This is a genomic window from Aeromonas sp. Lyrl_2 (assembly GCF_051948815.1).
GTDB lineage: Bacteria > Pseudomonadota > Gammaproteobacteria > Enterobacterales > Aeromonadaceae > Aeromonas > Aeromonas veronii.
Window position 1 is genome coordinate 32,121 of record NZ_JAYJLJ010000025.1, and the last position, 21,109, is coordinate 53,229.

At 59.5% G+C, this 21,109-nt stretch carries 23 protein-coding genes; 17 read left to right on the forward strand and 6 right to left on the reverse strand.

Features of this window, described 5'->3' with window-relative positions:
* Positions 1–74 precede the first annotated feature (74 nt).
* Positions 75–521, reverse strand: a complete 447-nt coding sequence (locus VF684_RS18195) for a PACE efflux transporter (RefSeq protein WP_139441633.1) — start codon at positions 519–521, stop codon at positions 75–77.
* Between the two features lie 125 nt (positions 522–646).
* Here VF684_RS18195 and VF684_RS18200 point away from each other — a divergent pair, with 125 nt between their 5' ends.
* Positions 647–1,528 carry a LysR family transcriptional regulator gene (locus VF684_RS18200; protein ID WP_139441635.1) on the forward strand — a complete coding sequence of 294 codons (882 nt, stop codon included), beginning with the start codon at positions 647–649 and terminating at the stop codon, positions 1,526–1,528.
* A 6-nt stretch (positions 1,529–1,534) separates the two neighbouring features.
* Here VF684_RS18200 and ygfZ read toward each other — a convergent pair whose 3' ends face one another.
* Positions 1,535–2,443: a tRNA-modifying protein YgfZ gene (gene ygfZ / locus VF684_RS18205; RefSeq protein WP_162516143.1), complete on the reverse strand. Its 909-nt coding sequence runs from the start codon at positions 2,441–2,443 to the stop codon at positions 1,535–1,537.
* 111 nt (positions 2,444–2,554) lie between these two features.
* Here ygfZ and VF684_RS18210 point away from each other — a divergent pair, with 111 nt between their 5' ends.
* Together VF684_RS18210 and VF684_RS18215 are read left to right on the forward strand one after the other, a co-directional pair.
* The gene (locus VF684_RS18210; protein ID WP_005335417.1) at positions 2,555–2,824 is read left to right on the forward strand and encodes an FAD assembly factor SdhE; all 270 of its coding nucleotides are present in this window, start codon (positions 2,555–2,557) and stop codon (positions 2,822–2,824) included.
* Between the two features lie 19 nt (positions 2,825–2,843).
* Complete coding sequence (locus VF684_RS18215) at positions 2,844–3,236, forward strand: protein YgfX (protein WP_139441637.1); 393 nt, start codon at positions 2,844–2,846, stop codon at positions 3,234–3,236.
* Between the two features lie 154 nt (positions 3,237–3,390).
* Here VF684_RS18215 and nadB read toward each other — a convergent pair whose 3' ends face one another.
* The gene (gene nadB, locus VF684_RS18220; protein WP_139441639.1) at positions 3,391–4,998 is read right to left on the reverse strand and encodes an L-aspartate oxidase; all 1,608 of its coding nucleotides are present in this window, start codon (positions 4,996–4,998) and stop codon (positions 3,391–3,393) included.
* Positions 4,999–5,180: 182 nt separating this feature from the next.
* Here nadB and rpoE point away from each other — a divergent pair, with 182 nt between their 5' ends.
* The 11 genes from rpoE to cysQ all read left to right on the forward strand — a co-directional run bounded on the left by rpoE (position 5,181) and on the right by cysQ (position 14,848).
* Positions 5,181–5,762 (forward strand): RNA polymerase sigma factor RpoE, encoded by a 582-nt coding sequence (rpoE, locus tag VF684_RS18225; protein WP_005335411.1) that lies wholly within the window; start codon positions 5,181–5,183, stop codon positions 5,760–5,762.
* Between the two features lie 22 nt (positions 5,763–5,784).
* Positions 5,785–6,387 carry an RseA family anti-sigma factor gene (locus VF684_RS18230; RefSeq protein ID WP_139441640.1) on the forward strand — a complete coding sequence of 201 codons (603 nt, stop codon included), beginning with the start codon at positions 5,785–5,787 and terminating at the stop codon, positions 6,385–6,387.
* A gap of 21 nt (positions 6,388–6,408) precedes the next feature.
* The gene (locus VF684_RS18235; RefSeq protein ID WP_139441642.1) at positions 6,409–7,389 is read left to right on the forward strand and encodes a MucB/RseB C-terminal domain-containing protein; all 981 of its coding nucleotides are present in this window, start codon (positions 6,409–6,411) and stop codon (positions 7,387–7,389) included.
* A 100-nt stretch (positions 7,390–7,489) separates the two neighbouring features.
* A complete protein-coding gene (locus VF684_RS18240; protein WP_139731097.1) occupies positions 7,490–7,951 on the forward strand; it encodes a SoxR reducing system RseC family protein in 462 nt (153 codons plus the stop codon).
* Positions 7,952–8,067: 116 nt separating this feature from the next.
* Complete coding sequence (gene lepA, locus VF684_RS18245) at positions 8,068–9,861, forward strand: translation elongation factor 4 (RefSeq protein WP_005335396.1); 1,794 nt, start codon at positions 8,068–8,070, stop codon at positions 9,859–9,861.
* 3 nt (positions 9,862–9,864) lie between these two features.
* Entirely contained in the window at positions 9,865–10,788 is a 924-nt protein-coding gene (gene lepB, locus VF684_RS18250; protein ID WP_182938141.1) for a signal peptidase I, read from the forward strand.
* Positions 10,789–11,460: a ribonuclease III gene (gene rnc, locus VF684_RS18255; protein WP_005335394.1), complete on the forward strand. Its 672-nt coding sequence runs from the start codon at positions 10,789–10,791 to the stop codon at positions 11,458–11,460. It begins immediately after the preceding gene.
* Entirely contained in the window at positions 11,457–12,356 is a 900-nt protein-coding gene (gene era, locus VF684_RS18260) for a GTPase Era (RefSeq protein WP_042053921.1), read from the forward strand. Before rnc ends, era begins: the two co-directional genes overlap by 4 nt.
* Entirely contained in the window at positions 12,357–13,067 is a 711-nt protein-coding gene (gene recO / locus VF684_RS18265) for a DNA repair protein RecO (protein ID WP_201998833.1), read from the forward strand. It begins immediately after the preceding gene.
* Between the two features lie 84 nt (positions 13,068–13,151).
* The gene (pdxJ, locus tag VF684_RS18270; protein ID WP_139731094.1) at positions 13,152–13,889 is read left to right on the forward strand and encodes a pyridoxine 5'-phosphate synthase; all 738 of its coding nucleotides are present in this window, start codon (positions 13,152–13,154) and stop codon (positions 13,887–13,889) included.
* Positions 13,890–14,080: 191 nt separating this feature from the next.
* The gene (gene cysQ / locus VF684_RS18275; RefSeq protein ID WP_139731095.1) at positions 14,081–14,848 is read left to right on the forward strand and encodes a 3'(2'),5'-bisphosphate nucleotidase CysQ; all 768 of its coding nucleotides are present in this window, start codon (positions 14,081–14,083) and stop codon (positions 14,846–14,848) included.
* A 79-nt stretch (positions 14,849–14,927) separates the two neighbouring features.
* Here cysQ and VF684_RS18280 read toward each other — a convergent pair whose 3' ends face one another.
* The 3 genes from VF684_RS18280 to VF684_RS18290 form a co-directional block, all read right to left on the reverse strand.
* Complete coding sequence (locus VF684_RS18280) at positions 14,928–15,224, reverse strand: YciI family protein (protein ID WP_005362668.1); 297 nt, start codon at positions 15,222–15,224, stop codon at positions 14,928–14,930.
* 24 nt (positions 15,225–15,248) lie between these two features.
* Positions 15,249–15,812: a septation protein A gene (locus tag VF684_RS18285; RefSeq protein ID WP_139441646.1), complete on the reverse strand. Its 564-nt coding sequence runs from the start codon at positions 15,810–15,812 to the stop codon at positions 15,249–15,251.
* A gap of 90 nt (positions 15,813–15,902) precedes the next feature.
* Positions 15,903–17,426 (reverse strand): pyridoxal-dependent decarboxylase, encoded by a 1,524-nt coding sequence (locus VF684_RS18290; RefSeq protein WP_440174356.1) that lies wholly within the window; start codon positions 17,424–17,426, stop codon positions 15,903–15,905.
* A 175-nt stretch (positions 17,427–17,601) separates the two neighbouring features.
* On the opposite strand from VF684_RS18290, the gene trhA reads away from it, so the two are divergent.
* The 3 genes from trhA to VF684_RS18305 form a co-directional block, all read left to right on the forward strand.
* A complete protein-coding gene (trhA, locus tag VF684_RS18295) occupies positions 17,602–18,237 on the forward strand; it encodes a PAQR family membrane homeostasis protein TrhA (protein WP_139441650.1) in 636 nt (211 codons plus the stop codon).
* A 127-nt stretch (positions 18,238–18,364) separates the two neighbouring features.
* On the forward strand, positions 18,365–20,026 hold the full coding sequence (locus VF684_RS18300) for a putative transporter (RefSeq protein WP_005335335.1): 1,662 nt from the start codon (positions 18,365–18,367) through the stop codon (positions 20,024–20,026).
* A gap of 231 nt (positions 20,027–20,257) precedes the next feature.
* Positions 20,258–21,109, forward strand: an 852-nt coding sequence (locus VF684_RS18305; RefSeq protein WP_376899749.1) for a retention module-containing protein, incomplete at its 3' end; no start/stop codon positions are given.

Genomic DNA, 21,109 nt, shown 5'->3' on the forward strand with positions numbered 1-21,109 from the left:
GGGCCGTGTCGTTTCTTCTGTAGTCTTTCCTTGTTGACCTTCACTTCTCGGTTTCAATCCAACTGATTCGTGCCTTAGCGCGCCTCTTGTGGCATGCCCTGCGGCACTTCGCGGGGGATGGGGAACACCTTGTCATAGCCCCAGTTGTAGACGAAGGCATAGATCAGGTAGAAGACGACGAAGCCCAGATCCAGCACCAGCGCCTCCAGCATGCTGACGCTCAGCCACCAGGACATGACCGGCAGCGCGACGATCAGCAGACCGCCCTCAAAGCCGAAGGTATGCAGCACCCGTTGCCACAGGGTTTTGTGGGTATGGCCCTGATATTTGAGCAGCAGCTTGTCGACCCCGATGTTGTAGATGTAGTTCCAGACGGTGGCCAGCACCGAGAAGAACAGTGCCAGCGGGCCCATATGGTTGAGCCCGACCCCGGTAACCCAGCTGGCCAGCGGGGCGGCAATCAGCAGGCCAATGAATTCAAAGCCAATGGCATGGCGCAGGCGATCGTTACGGGTACGCATAAGTCACTCTCTCAATCAGATTTATTCACGGATTGCTGGTTAATCTATAGAACTTTAGCGATAGATTCATGTTGGTATCCATCGCTAAAATAGATGGATTAGAGAGCTTGCCGGAGGGCCATAAGATGACGCTATCACTGGAACAACTGAGGATCTTGCTGGCGGCCGCCGAAACCGGCTCGTTTTCCGCTGCCGCCCGCAAGCTGGGCAAGGCGCAGTCGGTGGTGAGCAGCGCCATCGCCAATCTGGAGATCGATCTGGCGCTCACCCTGTTTGACCGCAGCGGCCGCTATCCGCAACTGACGGAGGCGGGGGCCCGCATGGTGCTGGAGGCGGGGATCCTGCTGGCGCAGAGTGAACGGTTGCAATCCATTGCCGGGGAGCTGGCGGCCGGGGTGGAGACGCGGCTCACTCTGGCCATCGATGATGATTCCCACCTCCCCTGGCTCGGCACCCTGCTGGAGGAGTTCGCCACTCGCTACCCGACCGTGGAGCTGGAGCTGCTCTTCCCGCTGATGGAGGATGTGACCGAGATGCTGGTGACCGGTCGGGCCCAGCTCGGCATCAGTTATCAGAAGGTGCATCCCCAGCGGGAGATTGTCGCCCATTCGCTGGGGGAGGTGACCATGCCGCTGGTGGTGTCACCGGATCATCCGCTGGCCCGCAAGCAGCCGCTGCGGGAGGTCGATCTGCAGGGGGCACGCCAGCTGATGGTCACCGGCCGACGGGAAGGGAGCGAGCGCCAGCGTTTTCGCATCTCGGCTCAGGTGTGGTGGGTCGAGGGGGATCTCGGGGTGCTGGAGCTGGTCAAGCGGGGCCTTGGCTGGTCCGCCATCCCGGAATTTCTGCTGCATCAGCCGTTGGCTCGCGGCGAAGTGGTGGTGCTGGAGCCGGACTTTATCGCCAGCCACGCGCTGGCGCTGGAGTTGCAGTGGCATCGCGCCCGCCCGCTGGGGCAGGCGGGGCGCTGGCTGAAGGAGGCACTGCTGGCGCGGGTGCCTCGCTAGCCGACCTTACTCGGTCAGGGCGTAAGGCAGGGGCTGCAGGGTGAGGCGGGAGCCTTCGTCCTGCTTGAGGCGGAATTGGGCGTCAGCCTCGGTATCTTTCGGCAGTACGGCGGTGAGCCACACCTGCCCAGCCTGTTGCCAGGCGTTGAGCACCATGCCGCTGCGGCGCCAGTTGTCACCCAGTTGCAGTTCCAGGGTATCGCCGCTGGCAACCGGCTCGCCGGCAGTGCCCGCCAGCAGGAACAGGGCACGGTTGTTGGCGCCGCGATACTTGGCGCGGGCCACGGTCTCCTGCCCCATGTAGCAGCCCTTGTTGAAGCTGATGCCGTCCAGTGCCTGCAGGTTGAGCATCTGCGGGATGAACTCCCCCTGATGCACCGCTTCCATGTGCGGCAGACCCGCCTTGATCTCGAGCCCCCACCAGAGTGACTCGTCACCTTGCGGCAGGGCGTCGGCTTGTTGATTGCTCACCAGCAGCCAGCGATCCTGCTCAATCTTCACCGCCATGCCGCCATCGATCAGACCGCTCTGCTCAAGGCCAAACTGCGCGGCGATCCAGCCATCGCTGCCCGTACCGGCGATCCCGGTAGCGTGACGCTCATCGGCGGTGATCTCGACCTTGGAGAAGACGGCAAATTTCTTCAGCTCCGGCAACTGACGTTCCAGCACCGAGGGGCTGGTCAGCAGCAGCAGGCTGTCGTCGAGGCAGAGCAGGCGGAAATTGCTCCACAGCTTGCCCTTGGGATCACAGTGGCCACCCGGGGTCTGTTGCCCCGGTTGTAGGGCGTTGACATCACAGGTGACCTGACCTTGCAGATATTTGGCGCGATCCTGGCCGCTGATACGGGTGATGGCCAGCTTGGTCAGGGGGAAGCGGGTCGGCTCGGCAGGAAAAACAGGTGGTTGCAGGCTCACGATGGTATTCCAGAGAGAAAGTATGTGAGCTGCATGGTAAAGACGTAACTAATGTTTGTCAGCCGGAAAATCCAGCTGGTACCATCCCCCGGTCTTTGTAAGGAGAGTGCCATGTTGAGCCCAGTTGAAAAATCCCGCCTGAAGTGGGCCTGCCGTCGCGGTATGCTCGAGCTGGATGTGATCTTTATGCCCTTTTTCGAACACGAGTTCGACTCCCTGAGCGAAGCCGATCAGCAGACCTTTATCCGCCTGCTGGCGAGCGACGATCCGGATCTGTTCAAATGGTGCATGGGTCATGGTGTCCCTGCCGATCCCGCATTTGCCGCCATGATCCCGATGATCCTGGAGCGCAATCAGGCGCGCCACGACCGCCAGGGGTAATACCGTGGAGCGGGTGATCATGACGGTTCACCCCTCCCGCCATCAGCAATGTTTGCTGGTGGCCCTCTTTCTGTTGCTGCTCTGGCCGGTGGCTGGCCTGATTGCCGGTTGGCAGTGGGCGCTGTTGCTGCCCGTCTGGCTGGCGGCGCTCTGGTTGAGCTGGCGTGCGCTCGCCGAGCCCCCGTTCGAGCTCGTTTGGGATGGTCAGTGGTTGCAGTGGCAAGGTCGTCGCTATCAGCTTGACAAGAAAAGCCGCATTCTGCCCGGCGTGCTCAGGCTGGTGCTTTGTCCCGATCCGCAAGAGAGTGGAGCCGTGTCGCCACGGCAACTGTGGCTCTTCTCCGATGCCCTTCCCCCCGAACATTACCGCCTGCTGGCGCGAGCCATCCACTTTCTGCCGTCCCGGCGCTGACGCCTGCTTTCCGTGATGACCATGCGCTGATTTATCGCGATAAGCTGTTGCCATGTGGCTGGCGACACTCTTTTGTGGCTGAAAAGCGGTTGAAAACAAGTGACCCCGCCGGGGCGGGGTCACTGATTGCTGCAACGCTTGGCAGGAAGGGGGATTAATCCCGCTCCGGGGTCAGCACGGTCGGTTTGGAGTCCGGCAGCATATCCGGATAATCCAGGTTGTAGTGCAAGCCGCGAGACTCCTTGCGCTGCAGGGCGCAGTTGACGATAAGCTCGGCTACCTGCAGCAGGTTGCGCAGCTCCAGCAGGTTGTTGGAGACGCGGAAGTTGGCGTAGTACTCCTGCACCTCCTGCTTGAGCAGGTCGATGCGGCGCTTGGCGCGGGCGAGGCGTTTGTTGGTACGCACTATCCCCACGTAGTCCCACATCATCAACCGCAGCTCGTGCCAGTTGTGCTGGATCACCACCAGTTCGTCGGAATCTTCCACCTTGCTCTCGTCCCACACCGGCAGGTGCGGCGGCTCCACGCTCATCGGCAGCTTGGCCAGAATGTCGGCCCCCGCCTGATGGGCATAGACCACGCATTCCAGCAGGGAGTTGGAGGCCATGCGGTTGGCGCCGTGCAGACCGGTGTAGGTCACTTCACCTATGGCGTAGAGGCCGGGAATATCGGTCTGGCCGTTGTTGTCGATCATCACGCCGCCACAGGTGTAGTGGGCGGCCGGCACGATGGGCATCGGCTCCTTGGTGATGTCGATGCCGACCGCGAGGCAGCGCTCATAAATGGTCGGGAAGTGCTTGATGATGAAATCGGCCGGTTTGTGGCTGATATCCAGATACATGCAATCCGCCCCGAGCCGCTTCATCTCGTGGTCGATGGCGCGGGCGACAATATCGCGCGGTGCCAGCTCGGCCCGCTCGTCAAATTCCGGCATAAAGCGGCTGCCGTCCGGGCGGCGCAGATAGGCCCCCTCGCCACGCAGCGCTTCGGTCAGCAGGAAGTTGGGGTCGTCCGGGTGAAACAGGCTGGTGGGGTGGAACTGGTTGAACTCCAAGTTCGCCACCCGGCAGCCGGCCCGCCATGCCATGGCGATGCCATCGCCAGAGCTCACATCCGGGTTGGAGGTGTACTGGTAGACCTTGGAGGCACCACCGGTGGCCAGCGCCACGAAACGGGCACGGATCACCTCGACCTGCTCGGCGTTGCGGTTCCAGACGTAGGCCCCCAGCACCTTGTTGCCCGGCAGGTTGAGCTTGCGGGTGGTGATGAGGTCGACTGCGTTGAAGCGCTCCATCAGCTGGATATTGGGGTGAGCGCGCACCTGATCGATCAGGGTCAGTTGCACCGCCTTGCCGGTGGCATCCGCTGCGTGGAAGATGCGGCGATGGCTGTGGCCTCCTTCGCGGGTGAGGTGGTATTGGGACTCGCCGTCGGCGTTCTCCTCCTGATCGAAGGGGACCCCTTGCTGAATGAGCCACTGGATGGACTCGCGGGCGTGGCGTGCGGTGAACTCCACCACTGCCGGGTCACACAACCCGGCGCCCGCGTTGAGCGTGTCGCTCACGTGGGATTCGATGCTGTCGGTTTCGTCGAAAACGGCAGCGATGCCTCCTTGCGCATAGAAAGTGGCCCCTTCACTGATGGGCCCCTTGCTCAGAACCAGGACTTTGGCGTGGTCTGCCAATCGCAACGCGAGGGACAAACCAGCGGCACCGCTGCCAATGATCAGTACATCGCAAAGGTATTCAACACTTGCTTTCATAAGTATCATTGGCCTGGATTAAGAACTGGCACCATGGTAGCCCAAGCGAGGGCGAGGATGCAGCCTGCATCACATTTTTTTCAATTGAAGCGAACTTTCTCTGATTCTCCCTGTCTGAACTTGTGCGCTTAGGAAGGGCCGGAAAAGAAAAACGATAACCTGATGGGGGTTTTACGGCTCTGATGAGCGACCAGAATCTACTGGACGAACAGCTGGTTGAACGGGTCCAGCGCGGCGATAAAGCAGCTTTCAACCTGTTGGTAAAAAAATACCAGCATAAGGTGGTCAACCTGGTTGCCAGGTATGTCAACAATCCCGGTGATGTGCCCGATGTGGCGCAAGAGGCCTTTATAAAAGCCTACCGTGCATTGCCGACATTCCGTGGCGAAAGTGCTTTTTACACCTGGTTGTACCGAATTGCCGTGAACACGGCGAAGAATTATCTCACCTCCCAGGGGCGCAGGCCGCCTAGCAGTGATGTGGAGGCTGACGAAGCGGAGTCTTATGGTGGTGGTGAAGCCTTGCAAGAGGTCTCAACCCCCGAAAACCTGGCGCTGACTGACGAGATCAAACGCACCGTGTTTTCAGCCATAGAGGCGTTGCCGGAAGACCTGAGGACAGCTATCACCCTTCGCGAACTGGAAGGGCTGAGCTACGAAGAGATTGCCGAAATCATGGATTGCCCAGTGGGTACGGTCAGATCCCGTATCTTCCGGGCGAGGGAAGCAATCGATAAAAAGCTGCAACCTCTGATCGAGAATTAACTGGGGAAAGACGGGTTAACTTATGGCAAATAAAGAGCAAATCTCTGCCCTGATGGATGGTGACCTGAGTGACGCAGAGGTACTGAACGAGCTGGAGATGGACTCCGACTTGCAAGATACCTGGGGTCGTTACCACCTGATCGGCGATGCCATGCGGGGTGACCTGCCGGTCAATCTGCAATTGGATCTCAGTGACAGCATCATGGCTGCGCTGGAGGATGAGCCCACCATACTGGCACGCAAGCCGGTCGAGACGGCTCCCGTGCTGCAACCTGCCGTTGCGCCGGTCAAGACAGATGCCAATGTGGTTCCGTTGTTCCGCCGTGTCGGTCAGCAACTGGGTCAATATGCCATTGCGGCATCTGTGGCCGCTGCCGTTATCTTCGGGGTGCAGCAGTATCAGGGACAGGATGGCGTTCCGGCCAATCCGGTGCTCAATACCATTCCAATCGGTGGCAGTGCTGCACCTGTGAGTGTTCACTATCCGCAACAGGATGGCGCCCGTGCCCGTCAGCAGGGGCTGACCGAACAGCAGATGCAGGAGCAGCGGGAGCGGATTAACGCCTTCCTGCGTGACCACCAGTTGCAGCAGCGCCTGTTGCAAGACAGACAGATCCAACAATAACGAATTGTCAGGGATACAAACGTGCGCCAGTCCAGCCGTATTTTGCTGGCCTCTCTCCTGCTGATCAGTGCCAAGGCCTCGGCCGACGATAAGTCGGCCGAGGCCTTGTTGCAGCAGATGCAGAGTGCCGTGCAGCAACAGAATTTCGAGTTGTCCATGGTCAAGGCCCGTCAGGGGCGTCTTGAACCGATCCGGATCAGCCATGCCGTCATCAACGGCAAGGAAGTTGCCCACCTCAGTTACCTTGACGGCAAGGCGATCGAGTATCTCCAGCGCCAGAATGAATACACCTTCTTTGAAAACAGCCACGATCCCTACACCCTAAAGGATGCCCGCTTCCCCGGCATCTGGTCGACCCTGGTGAAGATGCCGCTGGCGGAGGTGCTGGAGAGCTATGATCCAGTGCTGGCCGGTCGCAGCCGGGTCGCCGGTGTGGTGGCACAGGTGGTGAGGCTGGTGCCTAAAGAGGCCGATAAATATGGTTTCGTGCTCTGGATTGACGAGCAGAGCCACTTGCTGCTGCGGATCGACATGGTCGAGCGGGAAGGCAATCTGGTGGAGCAGGTACTTGGTGTCGAGCTGGATCTGCAGAGCAAACCGGCCCCCTGGCTGGTGAAGCTGGCCAACAGCAAGCAGCCTCCGGCGCTGGCGCTGGAGGATGCCTATCCGGCGCCGCAACAGCAGTTGAACTGGCAGATCACTTGGTTGCCCGATGGCTTCAAGGTGCTGTCGCAAGACCGGCACCAGCTGGTGACCACCAGTATGCCGGTGGATTACATGATGCTCTCCGACGGGCTGGTGGATCTCTCGGTCTATGTCTCCCGGGTGGATCCCAAGCAGGCTGTGCGCCAGCAGCTGATCCGCCAGGGCGCCACCTCGCTGGTGAGCTTCGTCAACGAGGTGGGGGTTGAGATCACCGTGGTTGGGGAAGTGCCTGCCGAGACAGCGAAACGGATTGCGGAGTCGGTGCAGCCGCTGGCTCGCAACGAGGCCGTGCAGTGAGTCCATGCTCTGGGCTCACACTGGTGCGCTGCTTGCCGTTGGCTGTAAGTCGTGTTCAGATCCAGCCATTGCATGAGCACGAGGTGTTGCCGTGAACGAGATGAGTGAAGAGCTGGCGACCGTAGTAGCCATTGAGGGTGATCATGCCTGGGTGGAGTGCGAACGGCGCTCTGCCTGCAGCGGCTGCCAGCAGCAATCCGGTTGCGGTACCGGCACCGTGGCCAAGGCATTTCCCCTGAAAGCTCCCCGCTTGCGGGTCAGGCTGACTGCCGAGGTGAGCGTTGGCCAGCAGATTCGGCTCGGCATCCCGCAAGAGAGCCTGCTACGCGGGGCCGCGCTGGTCTATGTGCTGCCGCTTTTCTGCCTGTTGGCCGGCGCCTTGCTGGGGCAGCTCTGGCTGGCACCGCTGCTCTCGGGCGGGGAGGGGATTACCATTCTCTGTTGCCTGCTGGGGGGCGTGCTGGGCTTTTTACTGGTTCGTTACTTTTCCAACCGCCTGGATCAGGGGCGCTACGGCCCGCAGATGCTCGGCGTTGTCGTCCCTGTCCGCATCCTCCCCTGACTGAACAGGCGCTATTTCACTGGCGCTGGCGACTAAAGAATGGCCGTCAGCCGGGTTATCCAGTAAAATCGCGCCTCCATAACTGACCTTAACTAATTTTGAGTGACTCTTGCTCGATGAAACACATTCGTAACTTTTCGATTATTGCGCACATCGACCACGGTAAATCGACCCTGTCGGACCGTCTGATCCAGACTTGCGGTGGCTTGTCCGACCGCGAGATGCAGGCTCAGGTGCTTGACTCCATGGATCTGGAGCGCGAGCGCGGCATTACCATCAAAGCACAGAGTGTGACCCTGAACTACCAGGCACAAGACGGTAACACCTACCAGCTGAACTTTATCGACACCCCGGGCCACGTGGATTTCTCCTACGAGGTCTCCCGCTCTTTGGCGGCCTGTGAAGGGGCGCTGCTGGTGGTGGATGCCGGCCAGGGGGTTGAGGCACAGACTCTGGCCAACTGCTATACCGCCATGGAAATGGATCTGGAAGTGGTGCCGGTGCTGAACAAGATTGACCTGCCGGCCGCAGAACCCGAGCGGGTTGCCGAGGAGATCGAAGACATCGTCGGTATCGACGCGGTCGATGCGGTGCGCTGCTCCGCCAAGACTGGTCTGGGTGTTGATCTGGTGCTGGAAGAGATCGTCGCCAAGATCCCGGCGCCGGAAGGTGACCCGGATGCCCCGCTGCAGGCGCTGATCATCGACTCCTGGTTCGACTCCTATCTGGGCGTTGTCTCTTTGGTGCGGATCAAGAACGGTTCCCTGAAGAAGAACGACAAGATCAAGGTGATGAGCACCGGTCAGGTGTGGGGTGTCGATCGTATCGGTATCTTCACACCCAAGCAGGTGGATACCCAGGGTCTGGGTTGCGGCGAGGTAGGTTGGGTTGTCTGCGGTATCAAGGACATCCACGGCGCGCCGGTGGGCGATACCCTGACTCAGGCCAAGAACGGTGCCGACAAGGCGCTGGCTGGCTTCAAGAAGGTGAAGCCGCAGGTTTATGCGGGTCTGTTCCCTATCTCCAGCGATGACTACGAGTCGTTCCGTGACGCCCTCGACAAGCTCTCCCTGAACGATGCCTCCCTGTTCTTCGAACCGGAGAGCTCCACTGCGCTGGGCTTCGGCTTCCGTTGCGGCTTCCTCGGCATGCTGCACATGGAGATCATTCAGGAGCGTCTGGAGCGTGAATACGATCTGGATCTGATCACCACGGCGCCGACCGTAGTGTATGAGATCGAGCTGACCGACGGCTCCACCATCCATATCGACAGCCCGGCCCAGATGCCTGCCATCACCAGCATCAAGGAGATGCGCGAGCCGATCGCCGAGTGTCACATCCTGCTGCCGCAGGAGTACATGGGCAACGTGATCACCCTCTGTATCGAGAAGCGTGGCGTGCAGACCAACATGGTCTACCACGGCAAGCAGGTGGCACTGACCTATGAAATCCCGATGGCGGAAGTGGTGCTCGACTTCTTCGATCGTCTGAAATCCACCAGTCGCGGTTACGCCTCGCTGGATTACGGCTTCAAGCGTTTCGAAACCTCCGACATGGTCCGTCTGGATATCATGATCAACGGTGAGCGCGTCGATGCCCTGGCTATCATCACCCACAAGGACAACGCCCAGTATCGCGGTCGTCAGGTGGTGGAGAAGATGCGTGAGCTGATCCCGCGCCAGATGTTCGATATCGCCATTCAGGCAGCCATCGGCAACCAGATCATCGCTCGCAGCACCGTCAAGGCTTTGCGTAAAGACGTAACCGCCAAGTGTTACGGTGGTGACGTGAGTCGTAAGAAAAAACTGCTGAACAAGCAGAAAGAAGGTAAGAAGCGGATGAAGTCCCTCGGCCGTGTCGACGTGCCGCAGGAAGCCTTCCTCGCGATTCTCCACGTCGGAAAGGATTAATAGATGGCAAGCACGTTTTCCCTGATCCTGGTGGTGGTCTGCGCGATCACCGGTGTTATCTGGTGTCTGGACAAGATGATTTGGTCCAAGCAGCGCGCCGCCAAGATTGCCGTGGCTCGTGCCCATGGCGGTGCCCACCTGGATGAGAAGACCCTGGCCAAGGTGGCCCCCGTGCCGGTCTGGATTGAGCAGACCGCCGGGGTCTTCCCGGTCATCACCTTTGTGCTGATCCTGCGTTCGTTCATTTTTGAACCGTTCCAGATCCCGTCAGGTTCCATGATGCCCACCCTGCTGGTGGGCGACTTCATCCTGGTGGAAAAATTTGCCTATGGTCTGCGGGACCCGGTGACCAACACCAAGTTCCTCGAGACTGGCGAGCCCAAGCGTGGCGACGTGGTGGTATTCAAGTATCCCCTTGAACCGCGCGTTGACTACATCAAGCGGGTGGTCGGCATGCCGGGTGATCGGGTTATCTATCGCAACAAGGAGCTGATGATCCGGCCCAAGTGCGAAGAGCAGGAAGGGAAAACGTGCCCGGGCTTCAAGAAGCTCGACGTCAAGTTTGAACAAAGAGGCGAATTTACCCAGATGGGGATCCCCCTTGACCGCTATACCGAGCAGTTGGGTGATGTCTCCCACGAGACCCTGCGTAATCCGCTGATGCCCGACATGGTTGGCCGTTACTATCGCCAGCCCGGCACCTACCCCGACGAGTGGGTGGTACCGGAAGGCCAGTATTTCGTGATGGGCGACAACCGCGACAACAGCACCGACAGCCGCTTCTGGGGCTTTGTGCCCGAGCAGAATCTGGTCGGCAAGGCGGTCGCTATCTGGATAAGTTTTGAATTCGAGCGCGAAGAAGGCTCCCTGCTGCCAAGTTGGATACCGACAGGTGTGCGCTTCAACCGCATTGGCGGAATCAAGTAAATGAATATCAAGATGAACAGACTGCAGTCCCGTCTCGGGCATGTCTTTGCGGATCTGGAACTACTGACCCGGGCGCTGACTCACCGCAGCGCCGGTTCCCGTCACAATGAAAGACTGGAATTTCTGGGTGACTCGATTTTGAGTCTGGTGATTGCCGACGATCTGTTCCACCGCTTCCCGCAAGCGGCGGAAGGGGATCTCAGCCGGATGCGCGCCACCTTGGTGCGCGAGAAGACCCTGGCCGAACTGGGCCGGGAGTTTGACCTTGGTGATCACCTGATCCTCGGCCCCGGCGAACTCAAGAGCGGCGGTTTTCGCCGCGAATCCATTCTGGCCGACACGGTCGAGGCGGTGATCGGTGCCGTCTATCTGGATACCAATCTTGAGACGGTGCGGACACTGCTGCTGAGCTGGTATGCCAGCCGCCTGGAAGAGATCAAGCCGGGCATCGAGCAGAAAGATCCCAAGACCCGTCTGCAAGAAATTTTGCAGGGAAGCCGCAAATCCCTGCCGACCTACACTGTGACCAACGTCAAGGGCGAGGCCCACAACCAGGAGTTCACCGTCCAGTGTGACGTGGAAGGTCTGGATGGTCCCCTCGTCGGGGTCGGCACCAGCCGTCGCAAGGCCGAACAGGCCGCTGCGCAGCAAGCATTGGAAAAACTGTCATGACAGATACCACCTACTGCGGCTTTGTTGCCATCGTGGGCCGCCCGAATGTGGGCAAGTCCACCCTGCTCAACAAGCTACTTGGCCAGAAGGTCAGCATCACCTCGAAGAAGCCCCAGACCACCCGTCACCGGATTTTGGGGATCGATACCGAGGAGAACTACCAGACCATCTATGTGGATACCCCGGGTCTGCACATTGAAGAGAAACGGGCCATCAACCGCCTGATGAACCGTGCCGCTACCAGTTCGCTGGGTGATGTGGCCATGGTGGTGTTCATGGTCGACGGTACCCACTGGACCAAAGACGACGAGATGGTGCTGGGCAAGCTGCGCAATCTCAAGTGCCCTGTGGTGCTGGCGGTCAACAAGATCGACAACGTCAAAGAGAAAGAAGATCTGCTGCCCCACCTCGAGTGGCTGGGCCAACAGATGAACTTCGCCCATATTCTGCCCATCAGTGCCGAAAAGGGCACCAACGTGGAGAAGATCCGCGAGTGGGCCAAGGATCTGCTGCCGGAAAACGTCCATTTCTTCCCGGAAGATTACGTTACCGACCGCTCCTCCCGCTTTATGGCCTCCGAAATCATCCGCGAGAAGCTGATGCGCTTCACCGGTGAGGAGCTGCCCTACTCGGTGACGGTGGAGATCGAACGCTTCAAGGTGGAAGAGAACGGTCTCTACCACATCCACGGCCTCATCCTGGTCGAGCGCGATGGCCAGAAGAAGATGGTCATCGGCAACAAGGGCGAGAAGATCAAAACCATCGGCACCGAGGCGCGCCTCGATATGGAACGTCTGTTCCAGAACAAGGTGCACCTGGAGCTGTGGGTCAAGGTCAAGTCGGGCTGGGCCGATGATGAGCGCGCCCTGCGCAGCCTCGGGTATGGCGACGACTGATTGCTGACCCCGGCTTTCGTCATCCATAGTCGGCCCTATCGGGAGACCAGCCAGCTGGTCGAGGTCTTCACCCAGGATAGTGGCCGATTTACTCTGGTGGCTCGCGGTTCTCGCGGGCCACGCTCCCCTCTCAAGGGGCTGCTGCAACCCTTTACCCTGCTCACCATCGCCTGGCGCGGCAAGGCTGATCTCAAGAACCTCACCCAGGTCGAATGCCCGGATCACTCCCTGCGTCTCGGCGGCGATCGCCTCTTCTACGGCCTCTATCTCAACGAGCTGGTTTACTACCTGCTGGAAGCGCACACCCCGTTCCCCGAAGTATTCGATGCCTATGCTCGTGCCATCATGGCGCTGGCCGACGGCGAGACGCCTGAGCTGCCGCTGCGCCGCTTCGAGTTTCTGCTGCTGCAGGCGCTGGGTTATGCGGTCGATTTCGAATACACGGCGGACGATGAGTCGCCCATCGAGCCAACCCTGCTCTATGGCTTCGAGCGGGAATTGGGCTTTGTTGCTTGCGAGCGGGCGCCGGATCCCCGTACCCTGTTTCTCGGTGCCCACTTGCTCGCCTTTGCCGAGGGACGTTTCGATACCCCTCCCTTGCTGCAGGCGGCCAAACGTTTCAGCCGATTGGCGTTGCAACCCTATCTGGGCAAGCGCCAGCTAAAGAGCCGGGAGCTGTTTTTAAAACGCAAAGCCAGCATGCAAGGCTGACACAGATTACAGACATACGGATATTGGCGCGGGGGGATTCGCTGACCGCGCAGTCAACAGATGAAGCCTTTCAAGGAGTTCTCAATGAGTGAAATCTATCTGGGTGTGAACATCGACCATATCGCGACTCTGCGCAACGCCCGTGGCACCCAGTATCCGGATCCGGTACAGGCCGCGTTCGTGGCCGAGCAGGCCGGTGCCGATGGCATTACCGTGCATCTGCGTGAAGATCGTCGCCACATCACCGACCGCGATGTGGAGATCCTGCGCCAGACTATCCAGACCAGAATGAACCTGGAGATGGCAGTGACCGAAGAGATGATCGGCATCGCCTGCCGCATCAAGCCCCACTTCGTCTGTCTGGTGCCGGAGAAGCGCACCGAAGTGACCACCGAAGGCGGTCTGGACGTGGCCGGCCAGTTGGACAAGGTGACTGACGCCGTTGCCCGTCTCTCCGCGGTGGGGGCTCAGGTTTCGCTCTTTATCGATGCCGATCCCATCCAGATCGATGCGGCCGCCGAGAGTGGCGCCCCTTTTATCGAGATCCACACCGGCCGTTACGCCGATGCCACCACCGATGCCGAGCGCAACGCCGAGTTCAAGCGCATCGCCGCCGGTGCCTCCTATGCTGCTGGCAAGGGGCTCAAGGTCAATGCCGGCCACGGCCTGCACTACCACAACGTCAAGGCCATCGCCGCCATCCCCGAGCTCTATGAGCTCAACATCGGCCACTCCATCATCGGCCGCGCCGCCTTCGATGGTCTGGCCAAAGCCGTGAGCGACATGCGCCTGCTGATGCAGGAAGCCCGTCAGGGGATCTGAGTTGCAAAATAGGCCCGCGGCCTGAGACCGGCCGCCAAAAACAACAAGGGACGCCACGGCGTCCCTTGTTGTTTTTGGCCCTGTTCAAGCGATGGCGACTCCCGCGCCGTAATAACCCAGCACAATCGGCTATAAGCAATTGATGTCAAAAGGGTTACACTGGTTGACCCTGCGAGCTGGACGAGATTGTTATGGACCATCCCCTGTACCACCCCGATATCACCGAACTTGAACCTGTCGCCCGCGCGGCGGGAGCGGCCATCATGGCCATCTACAGCCAGCCCTTTGCGGTGGAGTACAAGAGCGACGAGAGTCCGCTGACCGCGGCCGACAAGGGGGCTCATGAGGTGATCGTTCAGGGGTTGGCACGGCTGACTCCCGACATCCCTGTATTGTCCGAGGAGTCGGGGTCCGAGGTGATGGCGGCGCGCCACAGCTGGTCCCGCTACTGGCTGGTGGATCCCCTCGATGGCACCAAGGAGTTTGTCTCCCGCAACGGCGAGTTCACCGTCAATATCGCACTGATTGAAGAGGGTATGCCGCGCTGGGGGCTGGTTTATGCGCCGGTGCTGGACAAGCTCTGGTATGGCGGCAAAGGAGTAGGCGCCTGGCGCATCGCCGATGGCAAGTGCGAGTCCATCCAGACCCGGCCTCATCGTGAAGGCGAGGCGTGGCGAGTGGTGGGCAGTCGCAACCACCTGTCGCAGGAGACCCTCGATTTCTTGGCTCCTTTTGGCGAGCTCGAGCTGGTCTCCATGGGCAGCTCCCTCAAGTTCTGCATTATTGCCGAGGGGGGCGCCGAGCTCTATCCGCGCCTCGCTCCCACCTGCGAGTGGGACACCGGTGCGGCGCAGGCTGTGCTGGAGGGGGCGGGTGGCAGCGTCACCCAGCTCGATGGCACACCCCTTGCCTACAACAAGCTCGATATCCTCAATCCCTGGTTTGTCGCCAAGGCATAAACGAGATATCGGGATGCAAAAAGGCCGGACTGGAATGAACTTCCAGTCCGGCCTTTTTTATTTCGCTATTCGCTTCGGGTCAGAAGACCTTTTTGAACGGCTTGATGGTGACCTTGGCGTAAACACCGGCGGTCACATAAGGGTCGGCATCGGCCCAGGCTTGGGCGTCCGCTTGCGAGGCAAACTCGGCGATGACGGTGCTGCCGGTAAAGCCTGCATCGGCCGGATCCTCGGCATCGATGGCAGGATTAGGACCGGCGGTCAGCAGGCGCCCTTCATCCTGCAGGGCTTGCAGGCGAGCCAGATGGGCAGGGCGAACTTGCTTGCGCAGTGGCAGGCTATCGGGGACATCTTCGGAGTAGATGAGATACCACATGAGAGGATCCTTTTCTGATGAGGGTTATTCTTTGGGTTCGTCTTTTTGCTGGGACAACTGCTCGACAGGGATGTGGCGATAGAGATAGACGCCGCTCAGCAGGGTAAAGACCAGCGTCATCCCCAGCAGGCCGAACACCTTGAAGTTGACCCACATCTCCTGCGGCAGGTTAAACGCCACGTAGAGGTTGAGCAGGCCGCAGACGGTAAAGAAGCCGACCCAGCCGAGATTGACTGTGTCCCAGACTGCATCGGGCGCTTGCAGCTCCTTGGCCAGCATCTGTTTGATCAGGTTCTTGCCAAAGCCGTAGCGGCTGATGAGCAGACCTAGTGCGAACAGCACGTTGATGACAGTCACTTTCCACTTGATGAAGGTGTCATCGTGGAAGAAAACCGTGAGGCCGCCGAAGAAGCCGACCAGCAGGAAGGTAAAGAGCTGCATCTTCTCGACTTTGCGATAGCGGATCCAGCTATAGGCGAGCTGCAGACCGGTGACCACCACCAGGGCGCCGGTAGCCATGTAGATGTCGTAGAACTTGTAGACCGCGAAGAAAACGATAAGTGGAATAAATTCAATAAATTGCTTCATTGTTGGCGCCTAGTCCTCAAAAATGGCCTGCAAATTTCGCCCAGTCTACCTGCATGGCGGACAACGGCAAATGAATAAGACCGCTCATTTTTACGCCGGTTCCGTGCTGTCGCCAAACAGTTGGCGTGCAATGGAGATCCCCAGTCGCTGCTGGTCGGCCAACAGGTCTCGGATATGGCGCTCTTCAATCAGAGGGTTGAGCAGCACGGCGCGCAGCAGGGTGAGCGGTTGGGCGCCGTAGTGTACCACCGCCCGCTGGGTGCGGGAGACAAAGCTGTGCCCCTCGGCGCGCTGGGCTTTTTGCAGGGCTACGTTGAAGTCGTTGATCTGCTCGTTGGCCGCTTCGTCCAGCACCTTGCCCTGCAGATGGGGCGGGATGCAGCGGTAGGAGAGCAGGTTCATCACCGGTGCCGACATCAGCTCGAAGGCGGGGTCACTTTCGATGAGATCTGCCATCAGCCGGGCGCGGTCGTAGTTGGCTTCGATAAGCTCGGCGTAGCTTTGCTGGCCGAAGAGTTGGAAAGCGGCATCCAGATAGAGGGCATTGGCCGGGCGGGTGCCCTCCAGGGTAAAGCGACCCTGATCGAACGAGGTGGCGCGAATGGCGTAGGGCGCCTCTCGTTTGACTGCCATCATCAGGTCGGGCTGGCGGCAGAGCAGCATGCCGGTACCAAGCGGCACCAGCAGTTGCTTGTGGCCATCGAGGGTGACGGTGTCGGCTTGCTCAATGCCGGCCAGAAGACCTTGATAGCGGGGGGAGAAGAGGGTCGGGCCACCCCAGGCGGCATCCACGTGGAAGTGGATCTGCTCGCGCTCGGCGATGGCGGCCAGCTCAGGCAGGGGGTCGATGGAGCCAAAGTCGGTACTGCCTGCCACGCCGACCAATGCCAGCACTTTCAATTTCTGTTCCTTGCACTGGAGCAGCGCCTGCTCCAGCGCAGCCAGACTGAGCCGGTTCTGTTCGTCAGTCTCAAGGCGCCAGACACTGCGGGCGCCCAGTCCCAGCAGATCCATCCCTTTGTCGAAGGAGTAGTGCATCAGCCGGGAACCCAGAATGACGGCGCCGCGATAGCCCTGCTCATAGAGGGCGAACAGGTTGTCGCCGCAGGCGCGGTTGCGGGCCAGCCACAGCGCCGTGACGTTGGCGATGGTGCCGCCGCTGGTCATGACACCTAGAGCGGCATCCTTGGCATGCATCTGCTCGCCGTAGAAGACATCGTCCCTGCCATAGATGAGGCGGTGCAGCTTGGCCAGCACCTCTCGCTCCAGAAAGCTGAGCAGGCGGGAGGACTCCATCTTCATCGGATTCTGGTTCAGCATCACCAGCAGGCGCGACAGCTCGGCGGTATAGGCCGGCAGTGGCGCCGTCATATGGCCCATGTAGCGTGGCGATGTGAGGTGCGAGGCGCCGGGCACCAGAGTAGCCAGCCGCGCCAGATACTCCTCGATAGATTGGCCGACTGCAGGCATGCGGGATTGATCGAGCTGGTGGGTGAACAGGTCGCGCTGATAGGGGGCCTGACTGTCGTCGGAGTGGTGGAAGCTCTCCAGCAAGGTGTTCATCGCCTCGCCAAAGGCGGGATCCGCTTGTGCAAACAGCTCAGTCAACTTCATCAGGTTCTCCAGACCAGGTCACCGGGGTAGGTGTCTATGCCGCTTTTTTCGGGCATCGGCGGCAGAGCATACACCAAAGGTTGGCAGGTGACAGCCACTCCATTTTTTAAGCGAACACTTGTACTCCGAAATGGCGCTGGGTAGAGTGAGCCACAGTTATTGTGGAGTCGATGTTATGAGTGGTGTGATGGATTACTCCCCCCGGGAGGAGCTGGCAAACCGGCTGAGTCACGGTGCGGGATTGTTGCTGGGGATTGTCGGGCTGGTGCTGTTGCTCATCAAGGGATGGGGACAGGGTGCGCAGGCGCTGGTGAGCTACAGCCTTTATGGCGGCAGTCTGGTGCTGCTCTATCTCGCCTCGACCCTCTACCACAGCATGGGGTCAGGGCGGGCCAGACGCTGGTGCAAGGTGTTTGATCACTGCGCCATCTATCTGCTGATTGCCGGCACCTATACCCCCTTTCTGCTGGTGGCGCTCGACACGCCGCTGGCGAAGGGCTTGATGGTGGTGATCTGGGCCCTGGCGCTGGCTGGTGTGGTGTTCAAGCTGGTGTTTATCAACCGCTTCAAGAAGTTGTCGCTCTTTACCTACCTGATGCTGGGCTGGCTGTCGCTGGTGGTCATCTATCAGCTCTATATCCATCTGGCCGGTGAGGGGCTGCTGCTGCTCGGGCTTGGTGGCCTTATCTACAGTCTCGGGGTCATTTTTTATGTGGCCAAGCAGATCCCCTATAACCACGCCATCTGGCATCTCTTTGTGCTGGGTGGCAGCGTTTGTCACTTTATGGCCATTTACGGCTACGTCGCCTAACGTCTTGCAACTAGCCCTTAATTGGTATTTTTAGCGCGTAAAAGGATAAATTCGTGCGGTATCACACAGTTGGCATCAGCGTTTGCTGACAAGCTAGGGCCAGTTCAATTCGCAAAGGATGCACGAAATGAGTGAAATCGCGCTTTCCATCAGCATGTTGTCGCTGGTGGCAGTGCTAGGACTCTGGCTGGGAAACTGGCGAGTCTATGGCGTTGGCTTGGGAATAGGGGGGGTGCTGTTCGGCGGCATCATAGTGGGTCACTTTGCAGGCGCCTCCGATCTCGCGCTGGATGCACAAACGCTTCACTTTATTCAAGAATTTGGCCTGATCCTGTTTGTCTATACCATCGGCATCCAGGTTGGGCCGGGTTTCTTCTCGTCATTGCGCAGTTCGGGTCTCAAACTCAACGCCTTTGCCGCTTTGCTGGTCATCCTTGGCTGCGTGGTGGCCGCAGGCTTGCATCAATTTTTCGATGTGCCGTTGCCGGTCATTCTGGGGGTCTTCTCCGGTGCCGTCACCAATACGCCATCCCTCGGTGCGGGCCAGCAGATCCTGGCCGAGCTGGGCGCCGCGCCCGGTTCGACCGGCCTGATGGGAATGGGCTATGCGGTTGCCTATCCGTTTGGTATCTGTGGCATTTTGCTCACCATGTGGCTGGTTAGGGTCTTCTTTCGCATCAAGATCGACGATGAAGCCGCCCAGTTCGAGCTACAAACCGGTAAAACCAAGGAGAGCTTGCAGACCATCAACATCGCGGTGCGCAACCCCAACATGCACGGCCTGATGCTGAGCGAGATCCCGAGTCTCGACGAGTCTGATGTCATCTGTTCACGGCTCAAACGGGGCGATGAGCTGATGGTGCCACGGCCGGAATCCCGTATCGAACTGGGTGACTTGCTGCACCTGGTGGGTGAGCGCCACGCGCTGCACAAGGTGTTGCTGGTATTGGGGGAGGAGGTGGAGACCTCGCTCTCGACCCGCGGCACCGATCTGCGAGTCGAGCGGGTTGTGGTGACCAACGAGCAGGTTCTTGGCAAGAAGATCCGCGATCTGGACATCAAACAACGCTATGACGTGGTGATCTCCCGTCTCAACCGTGCCGGTATCGAACTGGTGCCGACCAGCCAGACCAGCCTGCAGTTTGGTGACATCCTCAACCTGGTTGGCCGTCTCGACGCCATCGAGGCCGTGACCAATGTGGTCGGCAACGTGCAGCAAAAGCTGCAGCAGGTGCAGATGTTGCCGGTATTTATCGGGATTGGCCTTGGCGTATTGCTCGGCTCCATCCCCTTCTATCTGCCCGGTTTCCCGGCCGCCCTCAAGCTGGGTCTGGCGGGCGGGCCGTTGGTGGTGGCGCTGATCCTGTCGCGGATTGGCAGCATCGGCAAGCTCTACTGGTTCATGCCCCCCAGTGCCAACCTGGCGCTGCGGGAGATCGGCATCGTGCTGTTTCTGGCTGTGGTCGGCTTCAAGTCCGGTGCCGGTTTCGTCGATACCCTGATCAATGGTGATGGCCCAGCCTGGATGCTCTACGGCATGGCGATCACCCTGATCCCGCTGCTGGTGGTCGGTGTGCTGGCGCGCCTCTATGGCAAGATGAACTATCTGACCCTGTGCGGCTTGCTGGCCGGCTCCATGACAGATCCTCCCGCGCTGGCCTTTGCCAACGCCATGCACCCGACCAGTGGCGCCAGTGCGCTCTCATACGCCACTGTCTACCCGCTGGTGATGTTCCTGCGGATCATCTCGCCACAGCTGCTGGCTATCATCCTCTGGGCGGGAGCATAGGGTTCATCCTGACGGGAGCATGCCTTGTCATGCTCCTGTCATTACTCTGTAATCTATTGATAATTTTGGTTTTTGCTATTCTCACAACCTCGTTTTACACACTTCTGTCTGGCTGAACAGTTCAGCCTCAAATCTCCCTATCCTTTCGAATTTTCGAGCTGGTTATTTTTGCCATGTGTATGCACAGTAAGATGTGGCTTGTTGCATTCAAATCAGGATTCAGGAGAGAACATGATTACCAATGCCGTTACCTTGGAACAGGGCGTAACCGTAACCCAACTTAAAGGACAAATTTATCTGGTTGCCGCAGATGGCAGCCGGAAGCTGTTGGCTGAAGGGGATGTGCTGCCGAAAGGGGCTGTGATCATGTCGCCGGATGGCGCCAGTTTCATGGGGGGCGGACAGTCGTTCACTGTGCAACCGGCCAGCGAACAGAGTGAGCCTGCCGAAGAGGGGGATGTCCCCCAGCTGGCGCAAAATGGTGCAGCCGGCACTCCTGATGATATCAATGCCCTGCAACAGGCGATCTTGGGTGGCGCTGATCCGACCCAGGCCTTTGAAGCATCTGCCGCAGGCGGTGCGCCTGCTGCCGGTGGTGGCGGTATTGGTGGTGTCGCCGGTGCCAGTGGCAACGGCGGTTTTGTCACCATCGACCGTACCGGTTCCGAAACCATCGCAGAGGCCACCTTCGATACCACCTACAACGCCAATGGTGAGCCGCCGCTTGGTGCTGCTGGCGAAGATGAAGTATTTGACCTTACGCCCCCTACCATTTCCGTCGTCGCGCCAGACAATACCAATGACACCACTCCGACCCTGACCGGAACCACAGATGCTCCTGTTGGCAGCATCGTCACCCTGCTGGTCACCGATGCAAACGGTAATCAACAAACCCTGACCGCTATCGTCACACCCAGCGGTACCTTCACCGTGGATGTGGTTACTCCTTTGGCCGAGGGTTCTTATACCGTTACCGCCACGGTGACCGATCCTGCGGGGAATTCCGGTAGTGCTACCGACGGCGGCAGCGTTGACGCCACGGCACCAGCGGTGAGCCTCACGATCACTGACGATACCAACGAT

Bases quoted from the DNA above. Each gene is read 5' to 3' on its own strand.
- VF684_RS18195 (WP_139441633.1), bottom strand. From the start codon at position 521: ATGCGTACCCGTAACGATCGCCTGCGCCATGCCATTGGCTTTGAATTC.
- VF684_RS18200 (WP_139441635.1), top strand. From the start codon at position 647: ATGACGCTATCACTGGAACAACTGAGGATCTTGCTGGCGGCCGCCGAA.
- VF684_RS18210 (WP_005335417.1), top strand. From the start codon at position 2,555: ATGTTGAGCCCAGTTGAAAAATCCCGCCTGAAGTGGGCCTGCCGTCGC.
- VF684_RS18215 (WP_139441637.1), top strand. From the start codon at position 2,844: ATGACGGTTCACCCCTCCCGCCATCAGCAATGTTTGCTGGTGGCCCTC.
- nadB (WP_139441639.1), bottom strand. From the start codon at position 4,998: ATGAAAGCAAGTGTTGAATACCTTTGCGATGTACTGATCATTGGCAGC.
- rpoE (WP_005335411.1), top strand. From the start codon at position 5,181: ATGAGCGACCAGAATCTACTGGACGAACAGCTGGTTGAACGGGTCCAG.
- VF684_RS18230 (WP_139441640.1), top strand. From the start codon at position 5,785: ATGGCAAATAAAGAGCAAATCTCTGCCCTGATGGATGGTGACCTGAGT.
- VF684_RS18240 (WP_139731097.1), top strand. From the start codon at position 7,490: ATGAGTGAAGAGCTGGCGACCGTAGTAGCCATTGAGGGTGATCATGCC.
- lepA (WP_005335396.1), top strand. From the start codon at position 8,068: ATGAAACACATTCGTAACTTTTCGATTATTGCGCACATCGACCACGGT.
- lepB (WP_182938141.1), top strand. From the start codon at position 9,865: ATGGCAAGCACGTTTTCCCTGATCCTGGTGGTGGTCTGCGCGATCACC.
- rnc (WP_005335394.1), top strand. From the start codon at position 10,789: ATGAATATCAAGATGAACAGACTGCAGTCCCGTCTCGGGCATGTCTTT.
- era (WP_042053921.1), top strand. From the start codon at position 11,457: ATGACAGATACCACCTACTGCGGCTTTGTTGCCATCGTGGGCCGCCCG.
- pdxJ (WP_139731094.1), top strand. From the start codon at position 13,152: ATGAGTGAAATCTATCTGGGTGTGAACATCGACCATATCGCGACTCTG.
- cysQ (WP_139731095.1), top strand. From the start codon at position 14,081: ATGGACCATCCCCTGTACCACCCCGATATCACCGAACTTGAACCTGTC.
- VF684_RS18280 (WP_005362668.1), bottom strand. From the start codon at position 15,224: ATGTGGTATCTCATCTACTCCGAAGATGTCCCCGATAGCCTGCCACTG.
- VF684_RS18285 (WP_139441646.1), bottom strand. From the start codon at position 15,812: ATGAAGCAATTTATTGAATTTATTCCACTTATCGTTTTCTTCGCGGTC.
- VF684_RS18290 (WP_440174356.1), bottom strand. From the start codon at position 17,426: ATGAAGTTGACTGAGCTGTTTGCACAAGCGGATCCCGCCTTTGGCGAG.
- trhA (WP_139441650.1), top strand. From the start codon at position 17,602: ATGAGTGGTGTGATGGATTACTCCCCCCGGGAGGAGCTGGCAAACCGG.
- VF684_RS18300 (WP_005335335.1), top strand. From the start codon at position 18,365: ATGAGTGAAATCGCGCTTTCCATCAGCATGTTGTCGCTGGTGGCAGTG.